30 protein-coding genes are annotated in these 23,809 nt (G+C 64.9%); 11 read left to right on the top strand and 19 right to left on the bottom strand.

The genetic code is table 11. The features are described from left to right. Window position 1: 1 nt before the first annotated feature. The 10 genes from ptsP to OPU71_RS14905 all read right to left on the bottom strand — a co-directional run bounded on the left by ptsP (window position 2) and on the right by OPU71_RS14905 (window position 9,148). Complete coding sequence (ptsP, locus tag OPU71_RS14860) at window positions 2–1,750, bottom strand: phosphoenolpyruvate--protein phosphotransferase (RefSeq protein ID WP_267728796.1); 1,749 nt, start codon at window positions 1,748–1,750, stop codon at window positions 2–4. Beyond that, entirely contained in the window at window positions 1,750–2,019 is a 270-nt protein-coding gene (locus tag OPU71_RS14865) for an HPr family phosphocarrier protein (protein ID WP_267728797.1), read from the bottom strand. Before OPU71_RS14865 ends, ptsP begins: the two co-directional genes overlap by 1 nt. Next, window positions 2,006–2,413: a PTS sugar transporter subunit IIA gene (locus OPU71_RS14870; RefSeq protein ID WP_267728798.1), complete on the bottom strand. Its 408-nt coding sequence runs from the start codon at window positions 2,411–2,413 to the stop codon at window positions 2,006–2,008. The genes OPU71_RS14865 and OPU71_RS14870 overlap by 14 nt, the downstream gene beginning before the upstream one ends. A 65-nt stretch (window positions 2,414–2,478) precedes the next feature. Beyond that, complete coding sequence (locus tag OPU71_RS14875) at window positions 2,479–3,516, bottom strand: FAD:protein FMN transferase (protein WP_420712388.1); 1,038 nt, start codon at window positions 3,514–3,516, stop codon at window positions 2,479–2,481. Between the two features lie 123 nt (window positions 3,517–3,639). Continuing rightward, complete coding sequence (gene gshB, locus OPU71_RS14880) at window positions 3,640–4,572, bottom strand: glutathione synthase (protein ID WP_267728799.1); 933 nt, start codon at window positions 4,570–4,572, stop codon at window positions 3,640–3,642. Beyond that, complete coding sequence (gshA, locus tag OPU71_RS14885) at window positions 4,569–5,861, bottom strand: glutamate--cysteine ligase (RefSeq protein ID WP_267728800.1); 1,293 nt, start codon at window positions 5,859–5,861, stop codon at window positions 4,569–4,571. Before gshA ends, gshB begins: the two co-directional genes overlap by 4 nt. A 67-nt stretch (window positions 5,862–5,928) precedes the next feature. Further along, complete coding sequence (locus tag OPU71_RS14890; protein ID WP_267728801.1) at window positions 5,929–7,203, bottom strand: class I SAM-dependent methyltransferase; 1,275 nt, start codon at window positions 7,201–7,203, stop codon at window positions 5,929–5,931. Window positions 7,204–7,246: 43 nt separating this feature from the next. Beyond that, window positions 7,247–7,708: a hypothetical protein gene (locus tag OPU71_RS14895; RefSeq protein ID WP_267728802.1), complete on the bottom strand. Its 462-nt coding sequence runs from the start codon at window positions 7,706–7,708 to the stop codon at window positions 7,247–7,249. A gap of 66 nt (window positions 7,709–7,774) precedes the next feature. Next, entirely contained in the window at window positions 7,775–8,296 is a 522-nt protein-coding gene (locus OPU71_RS14900) for a GNAT family N-acetyltransferase (protein WP_267728803.1), read from the bottom strand. 66 nt (window positions 8,297–8,362) lie between these two features. Continuing rightward, entirely contained in the window at window positions 8,363–9,148 is a 786-nt protein-coding gene (locus OPU71_RS14905) for a substrate-binding periplasmic protein (RefSeq protein ID WP_267728804.1), read from the bottom strand. Window positions 9,149–9,507: 359 nt separating this feature from the next. On the opposite strand from OPU71_RS14905, the gene OPU71_RS14910 reads away from it, so the two are divergent. Then, complete coding sequence (locus tag OPU71_RS14910) at window positions 9,508–10,644, top strand: type IV pilus twitching motility protein PilT (RefSeq protein ID WP_267728805.1); 1,137 nt, start codon at window positions 9,508–9,510, stop codon at window positions 10,642–10,644. 2 nt (window positions 10,645–10,646) lie between these two features. On the opposite strand, the gene OPU71_RS14915 is transcribed toward OPU71_RS14910, so the two are convergent. From OPU71_RS14915 to OPU71_RS14925, 3 genes are read right to left on the bottom strand one after another with little or no spacing between them, the layout of a single operon-like run. Next, on the bottom strand, window positions 10,647–11,051 hold the full coding sequence (locus tag OPU71_RS14915; RefSeq protein WP_267728806.1) for a hypothetical protein: 405 nt from the start codon (window positions 11,049–11,051) through the stop codon (window positions 10,647–10,649). After that, window positions 11,035–11,463, bottom strand: coding sequence for a YbaN family protein (locus OPU71_RS14920; RefSeq protein WP_267728807.1), 429 nt, complete (start codon window positions 11,461–11,463; stop codon window positions 11,035–11,037). The genes OPU71_RS14915 and OPU71_RS14920 overlap by 17 nt, the downstream gene beginning before the upstream one ends. Further along, the gene (locus OPU71_RS14925; protein WP_267728808.1) at window positions 11,441–11,917 is read right to left on the bottom strand and encodes an ASCH domain-containing protein; all 477 of its coding nucleotides are present in this window, start codon (window positions 11,915–11,917) and stop codon (window positions 11,441–11,443) included. The genes OPU71_RS14920 and OPU71_RS14925 overlap by 23 nt, the downstream gene beginning before the upstream one ends. 69 nt (window positions 11,918–11,986) lie before the next feature. Here OPU71_RS14925 and OPU71_RS14930 point away from each other — a divergent pair, with 69 nt between their 5' ends. The 8 genes from OPU71_RS14930 (at window position 11,987) to OPU71_RS14965 (ending at window position 17,283) form a co-directional block, all read left to right on the top strand. Then, a complete protein-coding gene (locus OPU71_RS14930) occupies window positions 11,987–12,373 on the top strand; it encodes a hypothetical protein (protein ID WP_267728809.1) in 387 nt (128 codons plus the stop codon). Between the two features lie 157 nt (window positions 12,374–12,530). Continuing rightward, the gene (locus OPU71_RS14935; RefSeq protein WP_420712390.1) at window positions 12,531–13,052 is read left to right on the top strand and encodes a YqgE/AlgH family protein; all 522 of its coding nucleotides are present in this window, start codon (window positions 12,531–12,533) and stop codon (window positions 13,050–13,052) included. Next, on the top strand, window positions 13,052–13,480 hold the full coding sequence (gene ruvX / locus OPU71_RS14940; RefSeq protein WP_267728811.1) for a Holliday junction resolvase RuvX: 429 nt from the start codon (window positions 13,052–13,054) through the stop codon (window positions 13,478–13,480). Before OPU71_RS14935 ends, ruvX begins: the two co-directional genes overlap by 1 nt. Then, window positions 13,461–13,961, top strand: coding sequence for a bifunctional pyr operon transcriptional regulator/uracil phosphoribosyltransferase PyrR (gene pyrR / locus OPU71_RS14945; RefSeq protein WP_267728812.1), 501 nt, complete (start codon window positions 13,461–13,463; stop codon window positions 13,959–13,961). Before ruvX ends, pyrR begins: the two co-directional genes overlap by 20 nt. After that, window positions 13,954–14,913: an aspartate carbamoyltransferase catalytic subunit gene (locus tag OPU71_RS14950; protein ID WP_267728813.1), complete on the top strand. Its 960-nt coding sequence runs from the start codon at window positions 13,954–13,956 to the stop codon at window positions 14,911–14,913. Before pyrR ends, OPU71_RS14950 begins: the two co-directional genes overlap by 8 nt. Before the next feature lie 10 nt (window positions 14,914–14,923). Then, on the top strand, window positions 14,924–16,198 hold the full coding sequence (locus OPU71_RS14955; protein WP_267728814.1) for a dihydroorotase: 1,275 nt from the start codon (window positions 14,924–14,926) through the stop codon (window positions 16,196–16,198). A gap of 162 nt (window positions 16,199–16,360) precedes the next feature. Next, complete coding sequence (locus tag OPU71_RS14960; RefSeq protein WP_267728815.1) at window positions 16,361–16,957, top strand: class I SAM-dependent methyltransferase; 597 nt, start codon at window positions 16,361–16,363, stop codon at window positions 16,955–16,957. A gap of 2 nt (window positions 16,958–16,959) precedes the next feature. Next, window positions 16,960–17,283, top strand: coding sequence for a nucleotide pyrophosphohydrolase (locus OPU71_RS14965; protein WP_267728816.1), 324 nt, complete (start codon window positions 16,960–16,962; stop codon window positions 17,281–17,283). Window positions 17,284–17,307: 24 nt separating this feature from the next. Here the strand turns inward: OPU71_RS14965 and OPU71_RS14970 are convergent, their stop codons facing one another. The 6 genes from OPU71_RS14970 to OPU71_RS14995 form a co-directional block, all read right to left on the bottom strand. Beyond that, the gene (locus OPU71_RS14970) at window positions 17,308–17,913 is read right to left on the bottom strand and encodes a response regulator (RefSeq protein ID WP_267728817.1); all 606 of its coding nucleotides are present in this window, start codon (window positions 17,911–17,913) and stop codon (window positions 17,308–17,310) included. A gap of 295 nt (window positions 17,914–18,208) precedes the next feature. After that, window positions 18,209–18,799 (bottom strand): pyridoxamine 5'-phosphate oxidase, encoded by a 591-nt coding sequence (gene pdxH / locus OPU71_RS14975; RefSeq protein ID WP_267728818.1) that lies wholly within the window; start codon window positions 18,797–18,799, stop codon window positions 18,209–18,211. A 74-nt stretch (window positions 18,800–18,873) separates the two neighbouring features. Then, window positions 18,874–19,176 carry a DUF167 family protein gene (locus OPU71_RS14980; protein WP_267728819.1) on the bottom strand — a complete coding sequence of 101 codons (303 nt, stop codon included), beginning with the start codon at window positions 19,174–19,176 and terminating at the stop codon, window positions 18,874–18,876. Further along, window positions 19,173–19,742, bottom strand: a complete 570-nt coding sequence (locus OPU71_RS14985; RefSeq protein WP_267728820.1) for a YggT family protein — start codon at window positions 19,740–19,742, stop codon at window positions 19,173–19,175. The genes OPU71_RS14980 and OPU71_RS14985 overlap by 4 nt, the downstream gene beginning before the upstream one ends. 31 nt (window positions 19,743–19,773) lie before the next feature. After that, complete coding sequence (gene proC, locus OPU71_RS14990) at window positions 19,774–20,586, bottom strand: pyrroline-5-carboxylate reductase (RefSeq protein WP_267728821.1); 813 nt, start codon at window positions 20,584–20,586, stop codon at window positions 19,774–19,776. A 30-nt stretch (window positions 20,587–20,616) separates the two neighbouring features. Further along, the gene (locus OPU71_RS14995; protein ID WP_267728822.1) at window positions 20,617–21,315 is read right to left on the bottom strand and encodes a YggS family pyridoxal phosphate-dependent enzyme; all 699 of its coding nucleotides are present in this window, start codon (window positions 21,313–21,315) and stop codon (window positions 20,617–20,619) included. A gap of 89 nt (window positions 21,316–21,404) precedes the next feature. On the opposite strand from OPU71_RS14995, the gene OPU71_RS15000 reads away from it, so the two are divergent. Continuing rightward, the gene (locus tag OPU71_RS15000) at window positions 21,405–22,448 is read left to right on the top strand and encodes a type IV pilus twitching motility protein PilT (RefSeq protein WP_267728823.1); all 1,044 of its coding nucleotides are present in this window, start codon (window positions 21,405–21,407) and stop codon (window positions 22,446–22,448) included. A 157-nt stretch (window positions 22,449–22,605) separates the two neighbouring features. After that, window positions 22,606–23,739 (top strand): PilT/PilU family type 4a pilus ATPase, encoded by a 1,134-nt coding sequence (locus OPU71_RS15005; protein ID WP_267728884.1) that lies wholly within the window; start codon window positions 22,606–22,608, stop codon window positions 23,737–23,739. Window positions 23,740–23,809 lie beyond the last annotated feature (70 nt).

Consider the following 23,809-nt stretch of genomic DNA (forward strand, 5'->3'; position numbering starts at 1 on the left):
GCTAGAGCCGCTCGATCGCTTCGCGCACCTTGTCCGGTTCGTCGAGCTTCATCAGCTTGCCGACCTTGAGCCCGAGTTCCACCGTGTGGGCGCGCAGGATTTCCTGTTTGACTTCGAGGATCTGCGCCGGGTGCATCGAGAAGTCGCGCAGGCCCATGCCCAGCAGCAGGCGGGTGTTGGCAATGTCGCCCGCCATTTCGCCGCACACCGATACCGGTACGTTGGCGCGCAGGCCGGTCTGGATCGTGCGGTGGATCAGCATCAGCACCGCCGGGTGCCACGGGTCGTAGAGGTGTGAGACGGCTGCGTCGGTGCGGTCGATCGCCAGGGTGTACTGGATCAGGTCGTTGGTGCCGATCGAGAGGAAGTCGAGCTTGCGCGCGAACAGACCGACGGATAGCGCTGCGGCGGGGATTTCGATCATGCCGCCGACCGGCACCGCGTCATCGAACTTGATCTTCTCGGTGCGCAGTTCGCTCTTGGCGCGCTCGATCATCGCGATCGATTGGGTGATCTCGTCCAGCGTGGCGAGCATCGGCAGCATGATCTTCAATTGCCCGTGCACCGATGCGCGCAGCAAGGCGCGCAGTTGCGTCATGAACATGCGCGGTTCGGCGAGGCAGTAGCGGATGGCGCGCAGGCCGAGCGCCGGGTTCTGGTCGCTATGCAGTTCCATGCCGCGCAGCGCCTTGTCGGCGCCAATGTCGAGCGTGCGGATGGTGACCGACTTGCCGGGCAGGGCCTTGAGCACACTGCGGTAGGCTTCGTACTGCTCGTCTTCGTCGGGCAACTCGTCGCGGCCCATGAAGAGGAATTCGGTGCGGAACAGGCCGACGCCGTCGGCTTCGACTTCGCGCACGCCTTGCGCGTCGCGCGGCAGTTCGATGTTGCCCTTGATCTGCACGCGCTCGCCATCCAGCGTGCGCGCGGTGGCGCCGGTGATGCGCTTGAGCTTTGTGCGTTCGAGCTCAAGCTGCTCCTGGCGGATGCGGTACTCCTCGAGCACCCGCTCGTCGGGTGCAACGATCACGACACCGCGCGTGCCATCGACAATCAGTACGTCGCCGTCGTGCACCGTATGGCGCACATGCTGCAGGCCAACCACCGCCGGGATCGCGAGACTGCGCGCGACGATGGCGGTATGCGAGGTAGAGCCGCCGATGTCGGTGACGAAACCGGCGATCTGTGCATCCTTGAAGTGGATCGTGTCCGACGGCGACAGGTCGTGTGCCACGACGATGGTGGCAAAGCCGTCACGCCGCTTCTGTGGCACATAGCCGGGGTGGCCGAGCAGGCTTTTCACCAGGCGCTCGACCAGTTGCACGACATCGGCTTTGCGTTCGCGCAGGTAGGCGTCTTCGATCGCGTCGAACTGCTCGACCAGCACTTCCATCTGCTGCACCAGCGCCCATTCGGCATTGCAGCGCCGGGTGCGGATATGCGAGCGGGCCTCGTCGATCAGCAGCGGGTCGCGCAGCAGCGCCATCTGCAGGTCGACGAACACAGCCACTTCCGAGGCGGCGGCGCTGGGCGTCTGGCGCAGGACATCGAGTTCAGCGCCGACCGAGGCCACCGCGTCGTCGAGCCGGCTCAGCTCCTTCGGGACGGCCTTGGGCGAGACCACATAGTGGTGGACTTCAAGCAAGGCATGGGAAATCAGGTGTGCGTAGCCGATCGCAATGCCGTGCGAGACGGGCAGCCCGTGCAGCGCGAACGAAACCGATTCGGGCTTGGCCACCGTCGCCGGCATTACTCGGACTCACCAAAGCGGTTGGCCACCAGTGCCACCAGAGCCTGCATGGCAACGTCGGCATCGCAGCCTTCGGTTTCGATCGTGACTTTCGAGCCCTTGCCGGCGGCCAGCATCATGACGCCCATGATGCTCTTGGCGTTGACGCGGCGGCCGTTACGTTCGAGCCAGACTTCCGACTCATGCCCGCTGGCAACCTGCGTGAGCTTGGCCGAGGCGCGTGCATGCAGGCCGAGCTTGTTGATGATTTCAACTTCAGTTTTTGGCATCGCGATCCACTTTCATGTGCAACACGCCATCGCATCCGCCAGCGATCGCCTTGGTGATCACGGTCTGGATGTCGTTCTTTTCGCGGTAGGTCAGGATCCGCAGCAGCATCGGCAGATTCGCGCCGGCCAGTCCTTCTACGGATCCGGGCTTGAGCAGCTTGAGTGCGATGTTGCTGGGGGTGGCCCCGAAGATGTCAGTCAGCACGATGACGCCGTCGCCGCTATCAACGGTGGCCATCAGGGTGCGTGCTGTCGGCAGGGCGTCCAACGGGTCGTCGGCGGCCGACACGCCAAGCTGCGCGATCTGCAGCGGCCGGCGGTTGAGGACATGACAAGCGCATTGTATCAGCGACTCGCCAAGGGTTCCGTGAGTGACAAGGAAGATTCCGAGCATGCCTGTCTCCGATCGGCGACGCCGAACTAGCCGATGGATTCTAACCGCAGCACGCCGCCTGTGCCTCAGTCGACCAGGCGGTCGGGCCGGGTTTCGCCCAGCCATTCGATGCGGCGTGCCAGCGCATTGGTGACGACGATGTGCCCTTGGGCATCGACGCGCAGCGCATGTTCGATGCCGAAGGCGGCCACGCGTTCGCGCCAGTGCTCGCCGTCGATGAAGGCGGGCTTGCTGGCGGCATCCGAGAGCGTGCCGGCGCGCGGCCTGGCGGTGATCAGGATCGTCAGGCTCTGGGTCTGCGTGGCCGGCCGGCCGGTGCGGGGGTCGATCAGGTGGCAGAAGCGCTGGCCGTCTCGCTCGAAGAAGCGCTGGTAATCGCCTGAGGTGCCGATCGCTTCGCCATCCTTGAGCGGCAGCGCGGCCAGGGCGCCGCCGCCGCGCGGGTTCTGGATCCCCACCTTCCAGGGCTGGTCACCCTTGGCGCCAAGTGCCAGCACGTTGCCGCCGATATTTACCAGGGCGTTGTGCACGCCACGGGCCTTGAGCAGTTCGGCCGCCTTGTCCAGCGCCCAGCCCTTGGCATAGCCGCCGAGGTCAAGCTGCACCGCCTTGTTGCGGCTGCGTACTTGCGAGCCTTCGATCGTCAGGTCGGCCATCGACGGCCGGGCGGAAACTACTGCCTGCAGTGCGGCGGCGTCGGGGCTGGTCGGCTCGAACTGGTCGCGGTGAAAGCCCCACAGGCCGATCAGCTTGCCGATTGCCGGGTCGAACAACTGCCCGCCGCGGGCGCTGAGCGCCTGGGCCTCGCTCAGCATGCCGGCCAGTTCGGGTGATACGGTGGCGACCTCGCCGCGCGCAATCGTTTCGTTCACCGCTGTCAGTTCAGAGGGTTGCCAGCCGTGGTAGCTGCGGTGCATGCGATCGAACTCGCGCAGCACTGCGCCGACCGCATCGCGGGCCTGCGCTTCAGGCACGCCCCAGGTGGTGACTTCGACACGTGTGCCGAAGACGAAGGATTCTTCATGGTGGGTGCCTTGGCGGCCGCAGCCGGCCAGGCCGGCCAGCACCAGCAAGGCGAGGGTCAGGTGAAGTCGAAGGCGCACGCGTGGGTCTCGGGGGGAGGCGGACGCATCACTTTACCGCGTGTGGCGGGGCGCTTGCGGGCACCCGCCCCGCCGCCCGCGCCGGGCCTGATCTGAATCAGACCGACCGCGCAGGCACCGGCCTCAGGGCAGCAGCGCTTCGATCACCTTGGTGGCCACCTCGTAGCCGGTCTGGTCTTCGATCTCGACCATGCAGGTGGGGCTGGTGACGTTCACCTCGGTGAGGTAATCGCCGATCACATCGAGGCCGACAATCAGCAGGCCGCGTTCCCACAGCTGGGGCGCGAGGGTTTCCGCGATCTCGCGGTCGCGCGGGGAAATCGGCTGCGCCACGCCGGTGCCTCCGGCGGCCAGGTTGCCGCGCGATTCGCCGGCCTTGGGGATGCGTGCCAGGCAGTACGGCACCACGAGGCCGCCGATGATCAGGATGCGTTTGTCGCCCGCCGAAATCTCGGGGATGTAGCGCTGCGCCATGATCGAGCGCGTCCCCAGCTGCCCCAGCGTTTCGATGATCGCGTTGCGGTTCGGGTCGTCGCGGCGCACGCGGAAGATGCCACTGCCGCCCATGCCGTCGAGCGGTTTGAGGATCACATCGCCGAACTCGTTGATGAAGGCGTTGATGTCGTCGCTGGCGCGCGCCACCAGGGTGGGGGCGGTGAACTGCGAGAACTCGGTGATCGCGATCTTCTCGGAGTGATCGCGTACTGCGCGCGGGTCGTTCCAGATCCTGGCGCCTTGTGCCTTGGCGCGTTCGAGCAGCCAGGTGGCGGTGATGTACTCGAAGTCGAACGGCGGGTCTTGCCGCATCAGCACCGCGTCGAACTCGCGCAGGTCGAAGTCGGCACTGTCACCGGCGCGGTACCAGTGCTTGTTGTCCTCGCTCAGGCTGAGGGCCTGCGCGCGCGCGCGGACCTGGCCGTCGCGCAGGCGCAGGTCTTCGCGCAGGATCGCAAACACGTCGAAGCGATGCGCCTGTGCCGCGCGCATCATCGCGATGCTCGAATCCTTGTAGGCCTTGAGCCCCTCGAGCGGGTCGACGATGAACGCGATCTTCATGCCATTTCCAGCTCGGCCGGGGCGGTTTCTTCCAGCTCTACCGACGCCGCCAGCTGCGCCAGCCGGGCCACCACGCCGTAGGCGTAGAAGCGGTTGGGCGGCGCGTCCGGCGCCTGGGCGCAGTCGGGCGTGTTGCAGCAGGTTTCGAAGGCCAGGGGCTCGAAGCGCATGCCCGGGGCGTTGAGGTTTTCGTCGATGCCGCGCTCGGTGTTCACCCGGTAGAAGCCGCCGACGACGTATTTGTCGAGCATGTACACCACCGGTTCGGCGACGCCGCCGTTCACGGTTTCGACGGTGTGCACGCCTTCCTGGATGATGACTTCGCTGACCTGCATGCCTTCCTTGATCACCGACATCTTGTTGCGCTGCTTGCGGTTGAGGCCGGTGACTTCGGAGGCGTCGCGCACCGTCATCACGCCCATGCCATAGGTGCCGGCGTCGGCCTTGACGATCACGAAGGGCTGGTCTTCGACGCCGTATTCGATGTACTTGGCGCGAATCTTCGCCAGCGTGGCGTCCACCTGCGCGGCCAGGCATTCCTCGCCCACGCGTTCATGGAAGTCGACCTTGCCGCAGCGGCCGAAGTAGGGATTGATCAGCCAGGGGTCGATCTTGAGCATCTTCGCAAAGGCTTCGGCAACGCGGTCGTAGGCGCCGAAGTGGATCGACTTGCGGCGGGTGGTCCAGCCCGCGTGCAGCGGCGGCATCACCCATTGCGAATCCAGATCCTTGAGGATGTCCGGTACGCCGGCGGAAAGGTCGTTGTTGAGCAGCACCGCGCAGGGGTCGAAGTCCTTCAGCCCGAGGCGGTCGCCCTTGCGCACCAGCGGTTCGAGTGTGAGCTTCTGGCCGTCCGGCAGATCCAGGGTGGTCGGCGCGGTGATCTCCGGCAGCAGGCTGCCGATGCGCACCTTGAGGCCGGCGTGGCCGAGGATGTTTGCCAGGCGCGCCACGTTCATCAGGTAGAACTGGTTGCGCGTGTGGTTCTCGGGTACCAGCAGCAGTTTCGAAGCGTCCGGGCAGATGCGCTCGACCGCCGATTGTGCGGCCTGCACGCACAGCGGCAGAAAGCTCTCATGCAGGTTGTTGAAGCCGCCCGGGAAGAGGTTCATGTCCACCGGGGCGAGCTTGAAACCCGCGTTGCGCAGATCGACCGACCCGTAGAAAGGCGGCATGTGATCCTGCCATTGTTGCCGCAGCCAGGCCTCGATGCTCGTGGCGTTGTCGAGGAAGCAGCGTTCCAGTTCCAGAAGCGGCCCGGTCAGGGCCGTCGTCAAATGCGGGACCATTGGTGGTTCTCCTCGGTCGGGGCGCCAAGTTTAACCCCGGCACCCCCGCGCGGGGGATCACCTGCGCTCAGGGTGCAGCGGGGCTGGTTTCGCGTGCGAATGCGGCAAAGGCCGCGGGCAGGCGCGCATGCTGCAGCGCGCGCTGCCCAAAGATGAAGCGCCCGTCGCAAACGAAGCCCTGCTCCGCCCAGTCGACCGCATTCAACATGGCACACAGCTCATTCAGACCAACATCGGGGCGATGCGGGAAAAGCGCAAGTACCGCGCCGTCAAAATGCGGGCTGTCGTTCAGGAAGAAGGGCTTGGCCACGCGGGTGCGGTGGTTCACATAGATGCGTGGCGCGCTGGTGAGCGGGTAGCCGCGCCCCCAGTGCCACCAGTTGCTTTCATCGAAGGGCGCGATCCGGCGTGCCAGCAGTGCGGCCTTGTGCGGCAGCAGCGCGGGGTGGGGGGACTCGGGCTGCCAGATCATCCGCCGCGTCTTGCCGCTGGTGATCGTGTGTGAGCAAACGAAATCGCGCGTGCCGCAGGCGTCGCTGCTGAAGACGGCGTCGGCGCCGGAGACCGCGCCCACCTTGACCGCGAACACGTCGGTCAGCGCCAGGTCGTGCGCGCTGCGCACGAAGGCCAGTTGCCCGGCGTGTTCAACGAAATCGCGCACTTCCCACTCGCCGCGTTCGGCGGCGCTGAGCGCATCGCCCAGTGTGCGGTGGTGGGCGGCGTCGATCAGTGCCGTGCGGCGCGAAAAATCGCCCTCGACAAAACGCCAGATCAGGCAGTTGGGCAGCGCATCGTCGAAGCTCTTCTTGTCGCCCAGTTCAATCACGTGGGTGAGGGTGCCGCGTGCGTGCAGCAGCCGGTTGAGCGGCCCCGCGCTCGTCGCCTTGAGGAAATCGCGCGGGGTGATGAAGATCAGCTCGCCGCCAGGCGTGAGGTGGTCAAGACACTTGGCGATGAAGAACAGGAACAGGTTGCTGCGGCGATCGAAGCCCAGCGTGCTGGGCAGCAGGGCGCGGGTGCTGGCGGCAATGTCCTGGTGCCGCACATAGGGTGGATTGCCGATGATGGTGTCGAACTTCTCGTGTGCCGGCAGCGCGAAGAAGTCGCCGATCAGTGCGCCCGGCGGCGCATGGCGCGGGTCAAGTTCGATGCCGACGGCGCCAGGCAGGTGGCGCAGGAAAGCGCCGTTGCCGCAGGAAGGTTCAAGCGTGCGGCCCCGCTTCTGGCGCAGCGCGAGCATGGCCCGCACAACCGGTTCGGGCGTAAAGACCTGCCCCAGCTGTGCGACATCAAAGGTGGGGGCGACGGATTCGCTGCGGGAGGGGCTGCTGAGTTCTATCATCGGGGCCGGATTCTCCCACATGCCGGCCCCGCCGCCGCGTCGCTCAATGCGCCGTGCTGTTCGCCCGGCGGCTGGCCGCCCCCGCGCGGGCAAGCTGCACGCACAGGTAAGCCACGGGCGGCGTGACCGCGATGGCGGTGCTGAGGATATCGGCGACGGTGTGATAGCGCTGGTACAGCATCAGGAGGAAATACGCCAGCAAGCTGGCGATCCATGCCAGGCGCTGGCGCGGCAGCAGCGTGCAGAGGATTGCAACGAATGCAATGGCCACCGCGCTGTGGGTGCTGTAGTCAAGGCCGATCGCGGGCCACAACGCAAGCACGCGGTCGGCGAACATCAGCCCGTAGCAAACGGCCAGGCATGAGATGCCGAGGGCGCTTCGCAGCACCGCTGTTCGCCACTGGCGGGCGAGGAGCGGGTGCAGGATCAGCGCGAGCCACAACAGGGCCAGCAGCGGTGTGTAGGCGTCGGCCAGCGTGTCGAGTGTTTCGTAGTTCAGCGTCATCGTGTTGGGAGGGGCAGGCGGCTTGGCTATTTTTGGGGGCGGTGTTTTGCGAGAAGAGGGGGCGCTTCAGCCGCTGCGCACCCGGGCATACATCACGCTGTCGATCAGCTGCCCGTCCTTGAAGACGCTTTTTCGCAGCACGCCTTCACGGCTGAAACCGGCCTTTTCCAGCACCCGCATGGATGCCGGGTTCCATTCGAAGACTGCGCCTTCGAGCCGTTCAAACTGAAGCTGCGTGAAGGCGTGATCGACCATCGCGCGGGCCGCCGCGCTCGCGATGCCCTGGCCCCAGCAGGGCTCCCCCAGCCAGTAACCGAAGTTGCCGGTGAAGCGTGCATTGCCTTCGCCGGCGATGATGCCGATGCCGCCTGCGAGCCGGCCACGATGCACGATCGCGAGGTGGCAGGAAGCGCCTGTATGGCTGGCGAAGGGGATCCAGAAGTCGGCATCCGCTTCGGTGTAGGGGTGCGGGAACAGGTCGGTCAGGTTCCGCCAGATCTTGCGGTTGTTAGCGAGCGTGATCAGCTCGGGCTTGTCGGTGTGCAGCCAGGGGCGCAGATGGCAGTCGTGCAGGTCGGTCTGGATCATGGCACTTGGGGGCTCAAGGGGGCCTTGAGTCTAGCCGCAACCAAGGTCATTGAAGTTGCCGGGCCGCTACTTCCAGTCGTAGCTGGAGACGAGCGCGAAAGCGCCGAGCGCTTCATCGAGCAATCGCGTGGGCGTACCTTTCGAGTTGAGTTCGGCCAGGCGTGCGTCCATTTCCTTGAGCAGGCTGACGCACGCGGACTTGCGGCTGAATCCGAAGTGGATGCCGCCGCTGCTGATGGGCGGATCGAGGCTGATCACGCGAGGTCCGGCCTTGCCTGCGGCACTGCGCAGGTAGGCGCGGCCGAGGTAGTCGCCAGAGACGAAATAGTCGATGCGCCCGGCTTTGAGCTTGCGGAAGTTCTCGGTCATCGTCAGCGCGGTCTCGAACCGGAGGTTGTCGCGCATATATTCGTCAAAACCATTGCCGAATGCGTCGCCCAGGCTCACGCCGCCTTGATAGTCCTTGAGGGTCTGCCAGTCGGCGTACCTGATCGGGCTCGTCTCTTTGACGAACACGACAATCGGGTTGGCAAAGGCGGCGGCGCGGGTGAAGCTGAGGTAGCGCTCGCGTTCTGGCGTGATCCGCAGGCTCAGCAGCAAGTCGATCTCGCCGGCCTCGGCCATGGCTTGCGAGCGCTTCCACGGGACAACCACTGGCGCAAGCGCGACGCCAGGCGGCGCCACGAGCTTGAGCAGTTCGATGCTCGCGCCCTTGTAGTCGTTGTGCTCGCCGGGCCAACTGAAGGGTGGGTAATTTGGGTTGGTGGCGTAGCGCAGTTGCGTGCATTCGGCGCCAGCGGCCAGGGGGAGCCAGAACAAGGCGAGCAGCGCGGCGCAGTAAGGGCGAGGCATCGATTCGGCTCCTGTCGCGGAGGGCTGTTTGACCGGCCCCGCTATCGAGGGCCGCAGCACCGTTGAAGTTGCAATCTTAGCGCTGCTGCGGGCGGGGGGTGAGGCTGTTGGTCGTCATGTCCTTGGGGATGCCCGGCCGCGCATCTTGAAGCGCTGGCGCGGCGGCCTTGCTGCGGTGTTATCGCAGCAGGCAAGCCCGCTTCGAGCTGGTTTTCGGGCCTTTCCGTCGCGCCGGAATGAAGCTGGCATTTTGTACAGGGCATTGGTGTGCAACCGCCTGTCGCTGTGGCTCGTGACTTTTCCTTTGCGCGGTATATAGTCACGGCCGATCGTATAAATTGCTTGCCCCGGGAGCTTTGATGGAACACCAGAATTACTCGATGATCGAGACGCTTTCGGCGGCCGAAAATGCGGGCTATCCCGCCTTGGGCACGCTGGTCGAGCAGATCCTGCACCTGCTCAACTCGAACATCGTGTTCAGCGACATCATCATTCACCAGAACAGCCCGGTCATGCTGCGCCAGCCCAAGCGGCTGGTGGCGGCCTGCGATACGCCGGTGACCGGCGAAGACCTTGAAGAGTTCTTCAAGGTGATCGAGCCGAACTGGGAAGAGCGCATCATGGAGCGCGCCTTCGACCGTTCGAAGGATCTCTACAGCGCGCGCATCCGCGCCAACTGCTTTACCTTCCAGGGCCGCAAGCGGCTGGGCTGCGTGATCCGCCGCTTCCCGACCGAGCCGATGGCAATGGAAGACCTTGGCCTGCGCCCCTCGATCCAGGATCTGGTGAAGCTCAACAGCGGGCTGGTGCTCTTCATCGGCGACACCTGTCAGGGCAAGTCGACGACGATTGCCTCGCTGCTCGACGAGATCAACAAGACGCGTTCGGGCCACATCATCACGATTGAAGATCCGGTCGAAACCCTGATCCCGCAACGCCGCTGCATCATTACCCAGCGCGAGGTGGGCGCCGACGGCGACGTTGAGAGCTACTACCTCGGCGCGCTCGATGCGCTGCGCGAGCGGCCGGATGTGATCCTGATCGGCGAGATCCGCGATGCGCAGACCGCGCTGGAAGCGCTCGCGCTGTCCGAGTCCGGCCCGCTGGTTTTCGCAACCCTGCACGCCAAGACCACCGAGCAAGGTTTGCAGAAGCTGCTGCGCCTGCTCGGCAACAGCGAGACCCAGGCGCAGGCCCTTTCGACCGCATTGCGCGGTGTGATTTGCCAGGCATTGGTGCCCTCGCTCAAGGGCGATTCCTACTACCTCGCCACCGAATGCCTCACGCCTAACGCCGAGGCGCAGGCCCTGATCGCCGGGCGCAATGTCGCCGGCATCCGGCCGCTGCTTGAGAAGCTCAACGCGGTGCCCGATTCGCGTTCGCACACCATGAATTCGGATCTGCAGATTCTGCTCAAGGCCAAGCGGATCGCGCTGGCCGACGCACGCAAGGCGACCACCGATCTGGCCCAGTTCGCGCAGATCTTCGAGCGCTGAGTTCAGCGCCGCGGGCGGTGCTCGCGCGGATCGTAGGCCTGGCGCTCGAACGGGTTGTCGCGGTAGGCATCACCGCCGCGCAGCCCGATCCATGCGCTGGCACCAAGGTAGAGCGGGATCAGCAAGAGGCCCCAGCGTTCGTACTGCCGCACGTGTACATGTTCGTGTGAGCGCCAGCGCGCAAGGGCTTGCGCGCTCACGCCGATCACCACATGGCCGAGGGTGATCGCCTCAAAGCGCAGTGGCGGCAGGTGTCGCACCAGGGCGCCCGCGTCGACTTCGATGACGCCTTGCACGATCTTTGGTCGTGTGCCGAAACACGCCGCAAGCAGTGCGGTGGCGAGCAAGCCCAGCGCGCTTGCCGGCGACGCCCACAGGTAGCGCAGCAGGCTAGCTGCGTGGCGCATCGGATGCCGCTGCGGCCGGGCAGGTTCTGATCCGCAGCACGGTTGCACAGCCGATCAGGATGAAGGCGGCGCCGGCGAGTTTGGGCCAGCCCGGTGGCACGAAGAAGGCAATCGAGATGCCGCCCATCAGGCTCATCATCGCAATGGCCACTACCTTGGCCTTGCGTGGCATGCAGCGCCGCGCTTCCCAGTCGCGGATCATCGGCCCGAAGGTCTTGTTGTTGAGCAGCTTTGCATGGATGCGGGGCGAGGACCGCGCAAAGCAGGCTGCGGCCGCAATCACGAAGGGGGTGGCGGGCAGCAGCGGCAGCAGGGCCCCGAGTACCGCGAGCAGCAGGCAGACCGTGCCGAGCACGATCCACAGGATGCGGTGCGCGCCATTGCGCGCTTCAGTCGGCTTGAGGGAGGACATCGAGCACTTCGAAGATGCTGCACACCACCGGCATGCGTTCGCTGGGCGTGCGGCCGATCCGCGCGCATTCGCGTGAAAAGTAGTCCCAGTGGACTTCGCGCCAGTACGCAAGGGAGCCGTCGCCCTCACCCTCGGTGGCCGCGTAAGCGGCATCGACATCGCAGAAGGCCTTGATCTCGACGCTCAGGGTCCGTGCGATGACCGAGGGCCGGTTCAGATGATCGACAATCACCTCGATGTCGCCCGGCTCGGCCCAGCCAAGCTGCTCGTGTTCGTGCCCCCACAGCAATCCGGTGCCGGCGCGCTTCTGCCCGTCGCGAATCAGCGCCAGCAGGGCTTGCGACAAGGCCGGCGAGTCGCCATAGCCATCCACATGCACACGGCCGGGCGGCAGGCGGACGCCTTGCGCGGCAAGTTGGGCGATGATCTGTTCGGGCGTTGGCAGCGGATCCATGGCTTGAGTCGAGCGTCAGGACTTGCAAGCATACCGGCGTCACAGACAGGCGCCAGAGGGGGAGGGGCAATGCGCTACGAGCTATCGTTCTACAGCACCGAGATCGAGGCGGCGACGTTGCGCGGCGGGCAATTGTCGATCCGCTGCGCGGCTGCACATGTTTACCGGCGGGCCCCCGACGGCAGCGAGCTTGCCGGTTACGCCGGCGGGCTTGAGATCTGCTTTGAGCATGCGCTCATCGACGGCGATCTGGCCGCGTGTGTCGGCGGCATTGCGGACGGCTGGCTGACCCACGATGGCGTGCGCCTTGGCCGGGTGGCATTGCCCTTGGCGCTGGAAGGCCCGTTGGTTTGGGAATGCCGCTTGATCAACGGCAGCATTTTCGAGGTTCGCGCCACAACGGTTCGCTGTGATGCGCCCGGGCCCGATCGTTTCATCGAAAGCTTTGCCTGCTGAGCGGCTGCCATGCGGTGCGCCGGGCGGGCCGGCGACGGCGGCCATCGGCCGGGGGCATGCAAAGCACGGCACGCCGGCGATACGCGGCGCTGGGGCGCGTGCCTGCTAGAATGTGGGCGTGGATCCCATCAATCTGACCAATCATTTCCTGATCGCCATGCCTGCCATGGCGGATCCGAACTTCGCCCGCACCTTGACCTTCATCGCCGAGCACAACGACGAAGGCGCGCTGGGCGTGATCGTCAATCGCCCGATCGAAATGACGCTGGCGGAGCTGTTCGAGAAAGTCGACATTCCGCTCGAGTCGGCCGAGCTTGCGCAGCGGCCGGTGTTCTTCGGTGGCCCGGTGCAGACCGATCGCGGCTTTGTGCTGCATCGCCCCGCCGGCGAATGGCATTCCTCGCTGACAGTGAATGAAAGCGTCGCGCTGACCAGCTCGAAGGACATTCTTGAGTCGCTCGGTGCCACCGGCGAGCCGTCGGATGTGCTGATCTCGCTCGGGTACGCGGGCTGGTCGGCGGGCCAGCTTGAAGCCGAGCTGGCGCAGAACGCGTGGCTCACGGTGCCGGCCGATCTGAGCATCGTCTTTGATCTGCCGCCCGATGAGCGGCTCGACGCGGCGATGAAGTTGCTGGGGATCGACTTCACCCGCCTGTCGGACACTGCCGGCCACGCTTGATGGCTACGGTGCTCGGCTTTGACTTCGGCACCGCCCGGATCGGTGTTGCCGTGGGCGAGACCGAGGTCGGCATGGCGCAGCCGATCCAGGTGATCGAGGGCGAAGCCAACGAGCCGCGCTTCGCGGCCATTTCAAAACTGATCGACGAGTGGCGCCCGCAAACGCTGGTGGTCGGGCTGCCGGTGCATATCGACGGCACCGAGCACGAGATGACCGCGCGCGCGCGCCGCTTTGCCAACCAGCTGGGCGGCCGCTTCCGGCTGCCGGTGCAACTGGTGGATGAACGCCTGACCTCGGCCGAAGCCGAGACCATGCTGGCCCAGGCAGGCCACGGCTGGAAGTCGCGCAAGCGGCATCTGGACGCGGTGGCCGCCCAGCGCATTCTTCAAACCTGGTTCGAGACATCCAATGCCCATTCCGGACGCTGAACAGCTGATCGCTGCCCTGACGGATCAGATCCGTCCCCATGTCACCGCCGACACTGCAATGGTCGGCATTCATACCGGCGGCGTGTGGCTCGCCAAACGGCTGCATGCGGCACTCGGTCTGAGCAAGCCACTCGGCGTGATGGACGTCGCCTTCTACCGCGACGACTACGGCAAGAAGGGCCTGCACCCGAGCCCGCGCAAGAGCGAGATCCCTTTTGATGTCGCCGGCGCACCGATCATTCTGGTGGACGATGTGCTCTACACTGGCCGCACCACCCGCGCGGCGCTCAATGAACTGTTCGACTACGGCCGCCCGGCGCGGGTGGATCTGGCAGTGCTGGTCGATCGCGGTGGCCGCGAGCTGCCGATCGCTGCCCGCTTCGTTGCCCACACGCTGGAAACCCCGATCGCTCCCACCGACAGCCTGCAGCTTGAAGAGGCGGCCGACGGCGCACTCACCTTGAGGCTGATCCATGCTTAACCCTCAACTCTCCAAAGACGGCAAGCTCGCGCACCTGCTCACGCTTGAAGGCCTGCCCAAGAGCATCCTCACCGAGATCCTCGACATCGCTGCCCCCTTCACCGAAGTGGGCGAGCGTGAGGTCAAAAAACTCCCGCTGCTGCGCGGCAAGAGCGTGTTCAACGTGTTCTTCGAGAACAGCACGCGCACCCGCACCACCTTCGAGATTGCCGCCAAGCGGCTCTCGGCCGACGTGATCAACCTGAATGTGTCGACCAGCTCGACGAGCAAGGGCGAAACCCTGCTCGATACGGTGGATAACCTCTGCGCGATGGGCGCTGACATGTTCGTGATGCGGCACGCATCGAGCGGCGCGCCCTACCTGCTGGCGCAGCACTTGCGCGCCACCGGGCGCGACCACATCAGCGTGGTCAACGCCGGCGACGGGCGCCATGCGCACCCGACGCAGGGCCTGCTCGACATGTACACGATCCGTCACTACAAGAAGGACTTCACCAACCTGACGGTGGCGGTGGTGGGCGATGTGCTGCATTCGCGCGTCGCGCGCTCCGAGATCGCCGCGCTGACCACCTTGGGCGTGCCCGAAGTGCGCGTGATCGGCCCCAAGACCCTGCTGCCGACCGACGTTGAGCGCATGGGCGTGCGCGTCTTCCACGACATGCGCGAAGGCCTCAAGGGCGTCGATGTGGTCATGATGCTGCGCTTGCAGAACGAGCGCATGCAAGGCGCGCTGCTGCCCTCCAGCCAGGAATATTTCAAGGTCTGGGGCCTGACACCCGAGAAGCTCGCGCTCGCCAAACCCGATGCGATCGTGATGCACCCCGGCCCGATGAACCGCGGTGTCGAGATCGATTCGGCGGTTGCCGACGGCGGCAATGCGGTGATCCTGCCGCAGGTGACATTCGGCATCGCGGTGCGGATGGCGGTGATGAGCATGTTGGCGGGGCACTGAGACCATGACGATGAAGATCCAGATTTCGAACGGCCGCGTGATTGACCCGGCCAACAAGCTCGATGCCCGGCAAGACGTGTTCATCGCCGAAGGCAAGATCGTCGCGCTCGGGAGCGCGCCGGCCGGTTTTGTTGCAGACCGCGTGATCGATGCGAACGGCGCGGTGGTCGCGCCCGGGCTGGTTGATCTCTCTGCCCGCCTGCGCGAGCCGGGCAACGAATACAAGGCCACGCTCGAATCCGAAATGCAGGCTGCGATGGCCGGCGGCGTCACCAGCCTTGCCTGCCCGCCCGATACCGACCCGGCGCTCGACGAACCGGGCTTGGTTGAAATGCTCTGCCACCGCGCACGCAAGCTCAACTGCGCGCACGTCTATCCGGTCGGCGCCCTCACCGCCGGCCTCAAAGGCGAACGGCTCACCGAAATGGCGGAGCTGACCGAGGCCGGTTGCGTGGCCTTCGGCCAGGCCAACACCCCGATGAAGGACAACCTGGTGCTGATGCGCGCGATGCAGTACGCCGCTACCTTCGGCTACCGCGTCTGGCTGCAGCCGCTTGATCCCTACATGTCGCGCGGCGTTGCGCACGACGGTGAGGTCGCCTCACGCCTGGGCCTGACCGGCATTCCGGTTGAAGCAGAGACCGTCGCGCTCGCGACGCAACTGCAACTGGCCCGCAGCACCGGCGTCAAGCTGCACATCACGCGCCTGTCTTCGGCCGCCGGCTTGGACTTGATCCGCCGTGCGCGCGCTGAAGGGCTTAACGTCACCTGCGATGTCAGCGCTCATCACCTGCATCTGAGTGACGTGGATATCGGTTTCTTCAGCCCGCTCACGCATCTGGTGCCACCCCTGCGTGCCCAGCGCGACCGTGAAGCCCTGCGCGCGGCGCTGGCCGGCGGCGAGATCGACGCCGTGTGCTCGGACCACACACCGGTTGACGATGACGAGAAGCAGACGCCGTTTGCCGAGGCGGCGCCCGGTGCCACCGGCCTTGAACTGCTGCTGCCGCTCACGCTCAAGTGGGGGGCCGAGATGAAGCTGCCGCTTTCGACCACGCTCGCGCGCGTCACCGCCGACGCTGCGCGGATCATGGGGATCACGAAAGGCGGCCACCTCGGTGTGGGCGCGCGCGCCGATGTCTGCATCTTCGACCCGGACGCGCACCGCACGATCACCCGCGCCGGCTTGCGCAGCCAGGGCAAGAACACGCCCTTCCTTGGTTACGAGTTGCCAGGCGTGGTGACGCACACCCTGGTTGAAGGCCGGGTCATGCTTGGTGCCTGAGCACCGACCGCCTGTGCAGAGGCTCGGCTATCGTGCGCATTGCGATGCCTCTGCCTTGGCTGTAACAGCAATGCAGCTTGAGTAAGCCGCCCCGCTGATGCAGACTCGCGCCCTCTGGAGCGGCACCGCAAGGTGCCGCGCGCTTCTGCGAATGGGGGTGGCATGGCCAACGTCTGGGACGAACGTTACTCGCAGCCGGGTTTCTATTACGGCGATACGCCCAATGACTTCCTGCGCGAGCATGCTTCCCGCATTCCACCCGGCGAGGTGCTCTGCCTCGGTGAAGGTGAGGGGCGCAACGCCCTTTATCTGGCTCAGCTGGGTTATCAGGTCACCGCGGTGGATAGCTCTGCGGTCGGCCTTGAAAAGCTCAGCAAGCGGGCCGAAGCGGGTGGGCTGCTGATCCGAACTGTCTGCGCGGATCTTGCCAAGTACGATTTCGGCTCAGCCCGGTGGTCGGCCGTTGTCTCGATCTTCTGCCATCTTCCGCCGCCCCTGCGCGCTTTCGTGCATGCGCGTGCCGTCAGCGCCCTGCGGCCGGGCGGCTTGGTCTTGCTGGAGGCCTACACGCCGCGACAGCTCCAGCTCGGAACCGGTGGGCCGAAGGATCAGAGCCTGCTTTACGAAATGCGGACGCTGGCGAGCGACTTCGCCGCGCTGCGCCGCGAGCACTTGGCCGAGCTGGAGCGCGAAGTCATCGAGGGGATCGGCCACACCGGCCGCGCGAGCGTTGTTCAATTGATTGGCGCGCGGCCCTGACCATGGCACGTTTGATCGATACCGCCGCGCTGGAAGTGGAACTCGCGCGCTTTGCGGCCGAGCGGGACTGGGATCAGTTCCACACCCCGCGCAACCTGATTCTTGCGCTGACGGGTGAAGTGGGCGAGCTTGCCGAGATCTTTCAGTGGAAGACCGACGCACAGGCCGAGGCGATCATGGCCGGCGAGCAGGCGGAACATGTGCGGCAGGAAATTGCCGATGTACTGCTCTACCTGATGCGGCTTGCGATGGTGCTTGGGGTCGATCTGGATGCCGCGGTGCGCGACAAGATCGCGCTTAACGCGAAGAAATACCCGCCGCTGTAGTCGGCGCTGGCGCTGCGGCCCGCCTCAGGCGTCGGCCAGCGACTGCGGGCGGGGATTCTGCACGTTCCAGGTCAGTTCGCTCAGCTGTGTCAGCGCTTCGGTACGCATCAGCAATTCACGATCGTTCCAGGGCTTCTGAAAAATACCGAAAATGCCTTCACAGTCGCGCACGCGCGCTTGCAGGGCATCGTGCCCGGTGATTGCGATGATCGGCAGTCGTTCGGTCGCGAGGCTGCCCTGCACGGACGCAATCAACTCGAATCCGTTCATGCGCGGCATTTCAAGGTCGGTAATGAGCAAATGAAAACGGCGCTCGGCCAGGCGCTCTTCTGCTTCGATGCCGTCTTGCGCCAGTGCGACTTCATAGCCCGCTGATTCGAGCAGTTTCTGCAGTTTTGCGCGCACCACGGCGGAGTCGTCGACCACCAGTACTGCGCGACGCTTTGGGGCCGGCGGTACGATCTGACGCTGCTCGGCCGGGGTCAGCGGTTCTGGCCGGAAGAGCGGTGCGGTGCAGAAGAACACCAGCGCCAGCCCCATGAATACCGCGATCAGGTAACCGTAGCTCGACACCGCATCCGCAAACACGCTCCAGCTCTGCAACCATGAGCCTGAGAATACGTTGAGCATGTGATCGACCTCTTTTGAATGCGCCTGATGGCGTGTGGGGGCTGTCAAGACTCCTTAAATCATGCGCGTGAACGCGCGTGCGTGAAATGCCAAGCGAATTGGCCTTGCGTAGCAGATCACGCCGGAGAACAGTTGGCCCGTGAATGCCCCGCTTGCGGACGGCTCCCGGCGACCCTTGGCGGGTGGGTGGGCGATCCATCATCAATGCGAAATACTCGGGACTTCGCGAAATCCGCCATTCTGGAAAGGCCCAGATTTGCCCACTGGCGGGACTGCGCGTGGGCACTCAAAGCCGTCAGGGGAAGAGTGGTGTGCGCGACCAGTCGCCGTCTGCCTGGCGCTCGAGCTTGACGCGGTCGTGCAGGCGGAAAGCGCCGGCCTTCCAGAACTCGATCACTTCAGGGGTGACGCGGAAGCCGGACCAGAAGTCCGGCCGCGGGATCTCGCCGATGCCGAATTTCAGCGCGTAGGCCGCGACGCGCTTTTCCAGCTCCCAGCGGCCTTCCATCGGCTGCGATTGCTTCGATGCCCAGGCGCCGATGCGTGAATCGCGCGCGCGGCTGGCGAAGTAGGCGTCGGCTTCGTCCTTGCTCACCGGCGTGATGGCGCCCTGCACGCGCACCTGGCGCTGCAGGCTCTTCCAGTGGAAAAGCAAGGCGGCCTTGGGGTTGACGGCCAGTTCGTGCGCTTTCTGGCTGCCCAGGTTGGTGTAGAAGACGAAGCCGTGCTCATCGAAGTCTTTCAGCAGCACCATGCGGCATGAGGGCATGCCATCGGCGCCAACGGTCGATAGGGCCATGGCGTTCGGGTCGTTGGGTTCGCTGGCGCTCGCCTCGGCAAGCCATTCGCCGAAGAGGGTGAAGGGGTTCGGGACGTCGATACTCATGGGGATATCCGGATCGGGTTTCGGGGGCAACGCGAAGGCGCCGGGGCGCCATCTGCTGTTCGAGTGTCGCGGGCTCAATCGGTTCTGTTGCCAGTGAGCAGGGCTGCGAGGCGTTCGGGGCTTGCTCCGCTGACGCGAACCCGTTTCTGGCGTGATGCCTCGCCGGATTCGAGCGTCACTGCCCGCTTGGCAACGCCCAGTTCTTTTGCGAGGAACGCGAGCAGGGCGGCATTGGCTTTGCCATCGACGGGCGGCGCCGCAAGGCGGATCTTCAGTGCTTCACCGTGCAAGCCGATCAATTCGGTGCGTTTTGCGCCGGGCTGGATGTGCAAGGCGATGACGACACTGCCATCGGCGCAATGACTCAGCCAGCTCACAGCAAAGCGAGGGTGACGGCCTGGCGCAGGTTCATGAGCACGAACTGCAGCATCTGCAGGATCAGCAGCAGCACCAGCGGTGACAGGTCCACCCCGCCCAGCGGCGGCAAGCGCCGCTGCAAGGGCAGCAGGAAGGGGCGGGCGAGGCCGTTGATCAGCGGCGCGACTGGTGCGCGCGGGTTCACCCAGGACAGCACCGCCGCGGCGATCACGACCATCATGATCAGGTAGAGCATGCTGCGCAGCAGTTCGAACACGCCGCCGATTGCCGCGCTCAGGATCAGGCCGATGGGGTTGTCGAGCGCGCCCCTGAGTGCCAGATCAATCGCAACGACCAGGCATTGCGCCAGCCAGGCCGGCACGATGCATGACAAGTCGAAGCCCCCGCTCGAACCGAACACCTTCTGCGCCGGGCGCACCGCCCAGTCGGTGGCGGCCAGCACGAACTGCCCGATCTGGTTGATGAAGGAAAGACGTTGCCAGCGCATCAGCGCGCGCACCAGCAGCAGCACCGTGATGAAGCTTCCAACGGCTTCGACGATCAGCATCAGCAAGCCCTGAACCATTGCGCAATCTCTCCAGTCAGTGGGGCGGCGTTCAGTCGCGCCCGAGTTCCTCGCCCATCGCGCGGCCGCGGGTCTCGGCTGCAACGAGTGCGCGGGCGATCAAGGCCTTGAAACCCGCCTCTTCCATTGCGCCGAGCGCTGCCGCGGTGGTGCCGCCTTTCGAGGTGACACGGGCGCGCAGGGTTGCCGCGTCTTCATCGCTTGCGGCGGCCAGCCTTGCTGCGCCAAGCACGGTGTCGATCGCGAGCGTGCGTGCGGTGTCGCGCGGCAGGCCGAGCGCTTCGCCGCCCTCGATCAGCGCTTCGATGAAGTAGAACACATAGGCCGGCCCGCTGCCGGAGAGCGCGGTCACGGCATCGATCTGCGTTTCGTCGGTGAGCCAGACCACCGATCCGACCGCGCCGAGAATGCTCGATGCGGCATCACGGTCGCCATCGGTGACGTCGTTGTCCGCAATCAGGCCGGCGGCCCCGGCGCCAATCAAGGCCGGTGTGTTGGGCATGGCACGCACGATGCGGCGGTAACCACCCAGCCAGCGTGACAAGGCTTCCATGCGGATGCCCGCGGCGATGCTCAGTACCAGTTGCGAGCCCAGGCGCCCTGCAAGCGGCGCGAGGGCATCGCGCATGTGTTGCGGTTTGACGGCGAGCACCAGGACGTCGCACTCCAGCGCGGCCTCGTCCAGCGATTCAACTGCGCGCACGCCGAAGCGATCTGACAGCGCGGTGCGGGCGTCGGGGCTCAGGTCCACCGCTTGCAGCGCTTCGCGTGCAAAGCCGCGTTCGATGAGGCCGCCGATCAGTGCCGCTGCCATGTTGCCGCCACCCAGGAAAGTGATTCGCATACGTGTGTCTCTGTGATTCGTGGAACAGGATCAGGGGGTGCCCGCGGTGCGGGTGCCGAAAATCGCCGTGCCGACGCGCACGATGCTTGCACCTTCGGCAATCGCAAGGTCGAGGTCGGACGACATCCCCATCGAAAGGGTGTCAAGTGCCAGGCCGTAACGCTCGTTCAGGGTATCGCGAAGCTCGCGTAGCTGCGCAAACCGGCCGCGCAGCACGGCCACGTCATCGCTCGGCTCGGGAATCGCCATCAGGCCGCGCAGGCGCAGCCGCGGCAGCGCCGCGACTTCAAGCGCGAGCGACTCGACCGACTCGGGCGCAGCGCCCGATTTCGAGGCTTCGCCACTGACATTGACCTGGATGCAGACATTCAGCGGCGCATGGTGGGCGGCGCGCTGTTCCGAGAGGCGTTGCGCGATCTTCAGGCGGTCCACCGAGTGCACCCACTGGAAGTGCTGCGCGACGAGGCGGCTTTTGTTGCTTTGCAGCGGCCCGATGAAATGCCAATCCAGTTTCAGCGCTGCAAGGGCCTCAACCTTGCCGCAGCCTTCCTGAACATAGTTCTCGCCAAAGGCGTGCTGGCCAGCCGCCGCAAGCGCTGCAACCGATTCGGCGGGGAAGGTCTTGCTGACCGCGAGCAGGCTCACGCTGGCCGGATTTCGCCCTGCCTGGCGGCAGGCCTGATCAATTCGTTCGCGAACTGCTTGCAGATTGGCCGAAAGGGCTGTCATATAATCGTTTCGAGTCATTCGACCGGGCTGGTCGAGTATAGCAGCGCACTTGCCGCCCACTGTCTGCGCCACGCATCCTGAGAGACGCCATGGATATCACAGAACTGCTTGCCTTCGCGGTCAAGAACAAGGCTTCCGACTTACATCTTTCGGCGGGCCTGCCACCGATGATCCGGGTTCATGGCGACGTACGGCGGATCAACCTGCCGCCCATGGAGCACAAGGAAGTGCACGCCATGGTGTACGACATCATGAACGACTCGCAGCGCAAGATGTACGAGGACATCTGGGAGACCGACTTCTCCTTCAATGTGCCCAATCTTGCGCGCTTCCGGGTCAACGCCTTCAACCAGGATCGCGGCGCCGCGGCGGTGTTCCGGACGATTCCCTCGAAGGTGCTGACGCTTGAAGAGCTCGAATGCCCGAAGATCTTCAAGGATATCGCGCAGAACCCGCGTGGCATCGTGCTGGTGACCGGCCCTACCGGCTCGGGCAAGTCCACCACGCTGGCGGCGATGGTCGACTACGTCAACGAGAACGAGTACGGCCACATCCTGACGATCGAAGACCCGATCGAATTCGTGCACGAATCCAAGCGTTGCCTGATGAACCAGCGCGAAGTCTCGCGCGACACCCAGTCATTCAACAATGCGCTGCGCTCGGCGTTGCGTGAAGACCCGGACGTCATTCTCGTTGGCGAATTGCGTGACCTTGAAACGATCCGCCTCGCGCTGACCGCGGCCGAAACCGGCCACCTGGTGTTCGGTACGCTTCACACCTCGTCGGCGGCCAAGACGATCGACCGTATCATCGACGTCTTCCCCGCGCAGGAAAAGGAAATGGTCCGCGCGATGCTGTCCGAATCGCTGCGTGCGGTGATCTCGCAGACCCTGCTGAAGAAGAAGGACGCCACCGGCCGTGTCGCCGCGCACGAAATCATGATCGGCACGCCGGCGATCCGTAACCTGATCCGCGAAGCCAAGATCGCGCAGATGTACTCGCAGATCCAGACCGGCCAGCAGTTCGGCATGCAGACGCTCGACCAGAACCTGCAAGAACTGGTCAAGCGCAATATCGTCAGTACGGCAGAAGCGCGACTGAAGGCCGCCAACAAGGACAACTTCCCCGGCTAGATCCGCGCATTGGCCTGTTGCGCGGGCCGATCTCGATCCTGCGATGCTCGCCGTACTCGGGTACGGCTACGCTTCTCGAATCGACCTCGACCCGCTCACGACGGCCACTGCACGAATCGCCGAGGCGATCACCAGAACAGCGAAGGGAAGAAGCACCATGGAACGCGATCAGGCACTCAAATTCATGCACGACCTGCTCAAGCTGATGATCAGCAAGCGGGGGTCGGACTTGTTCATTACTGCGGGCTTTCCGCCGGCGATCAAGATCGACGGCAAGATCGTGCCGCAATCGAACCAGGTGCTGACGCCGCAGCACACGGCCGAGTTGGTCCGCTCGGTGATGAACGACCGGCAAGCCGCCGAGTTCGAGTCGACGAAGGAATGTAACTTCGCCATCTCGCCGGCGGGGATCGGCCGTTTCCGTACCAATGCCTTCATCCAGCAAAGCCGGGTTGGCATGGTGTGCCGGACGATCGCGCAGAAGATTCCGACCATCGACGAATTGGGGCTGCCGGCGATCCTCAAGGACATCGCGATGTCCAAGCGCGGCCTGGTGATCTTCGTCGGCGGTACCGGCACCGGCAAGACCACATCGCTGGCGGCCCTCGTCGATTACCGCAACGAGAACAGCTACGGCCACATCATCACGCTGGAAGACCCGATCGAATACGTGCACCCGCACAAGAACTGCGTCGTGACGCAGCGTGAGGTGGGCATCGATACCGACAGCTGGGAGATGGGCCTGAAGAACACCCTGCGCCAAGCGCCGGACGTGATCCTGATGGGTGAAATCCGCGATCGCGAGACCATGGATTACGCGATCGCGTTTGCCGAGACGGGCCACCTCTGCCTGGCCACCCTGCACGCGAACAGCGCGAACCAGGCGATCGACCGGATCATCAACTTCTTCCCGGAAGACCGACGCCACCAGTTGTTGATGGATCTGTCGCTCAACCTGCGCGGCATGGTGTCGCAGCGGCTGATTCCGCTCAAGGATCGCAAGGGGCGCGCGCCGGCGGTCGAGATCATGCTCAATTCCCCGCTCATTTCCGACCTGATCTTCAAGGGCGAGATCGCCGAGATCAAGGATCTGATGAAGCGCTCGCGCGAACTGGGCATGCAGACCTTCGACCAGTCGTTGTTCGATCTGTACGAAGCCGGCCAGATCACCTACGAAGACGCCTTGCGCAACGCCGATTCGATCAACGACCTGCGCCTGCAGATCAAGCTCAACAGCAAGCACTCCGACCGCGACCTCAACGCGGGCATCCAGGGGCTGGATATCGTTTGACCCGCGCGGGTATCCGGATGTAGCGCTGACACACAGGAGCTACATCCGCGCGGCAGTCTGGGGCCATCGA

Origin of the sequence: Niveibacterium sp. 24ML (genome assembly GCF_026586805.1) — a bacterium.
Lineage (GTDB): Bacteria > Pseudomonadota > Gammaproteobacteria > Burkholderiales > Rhodocyclaceae > Niveibacterium.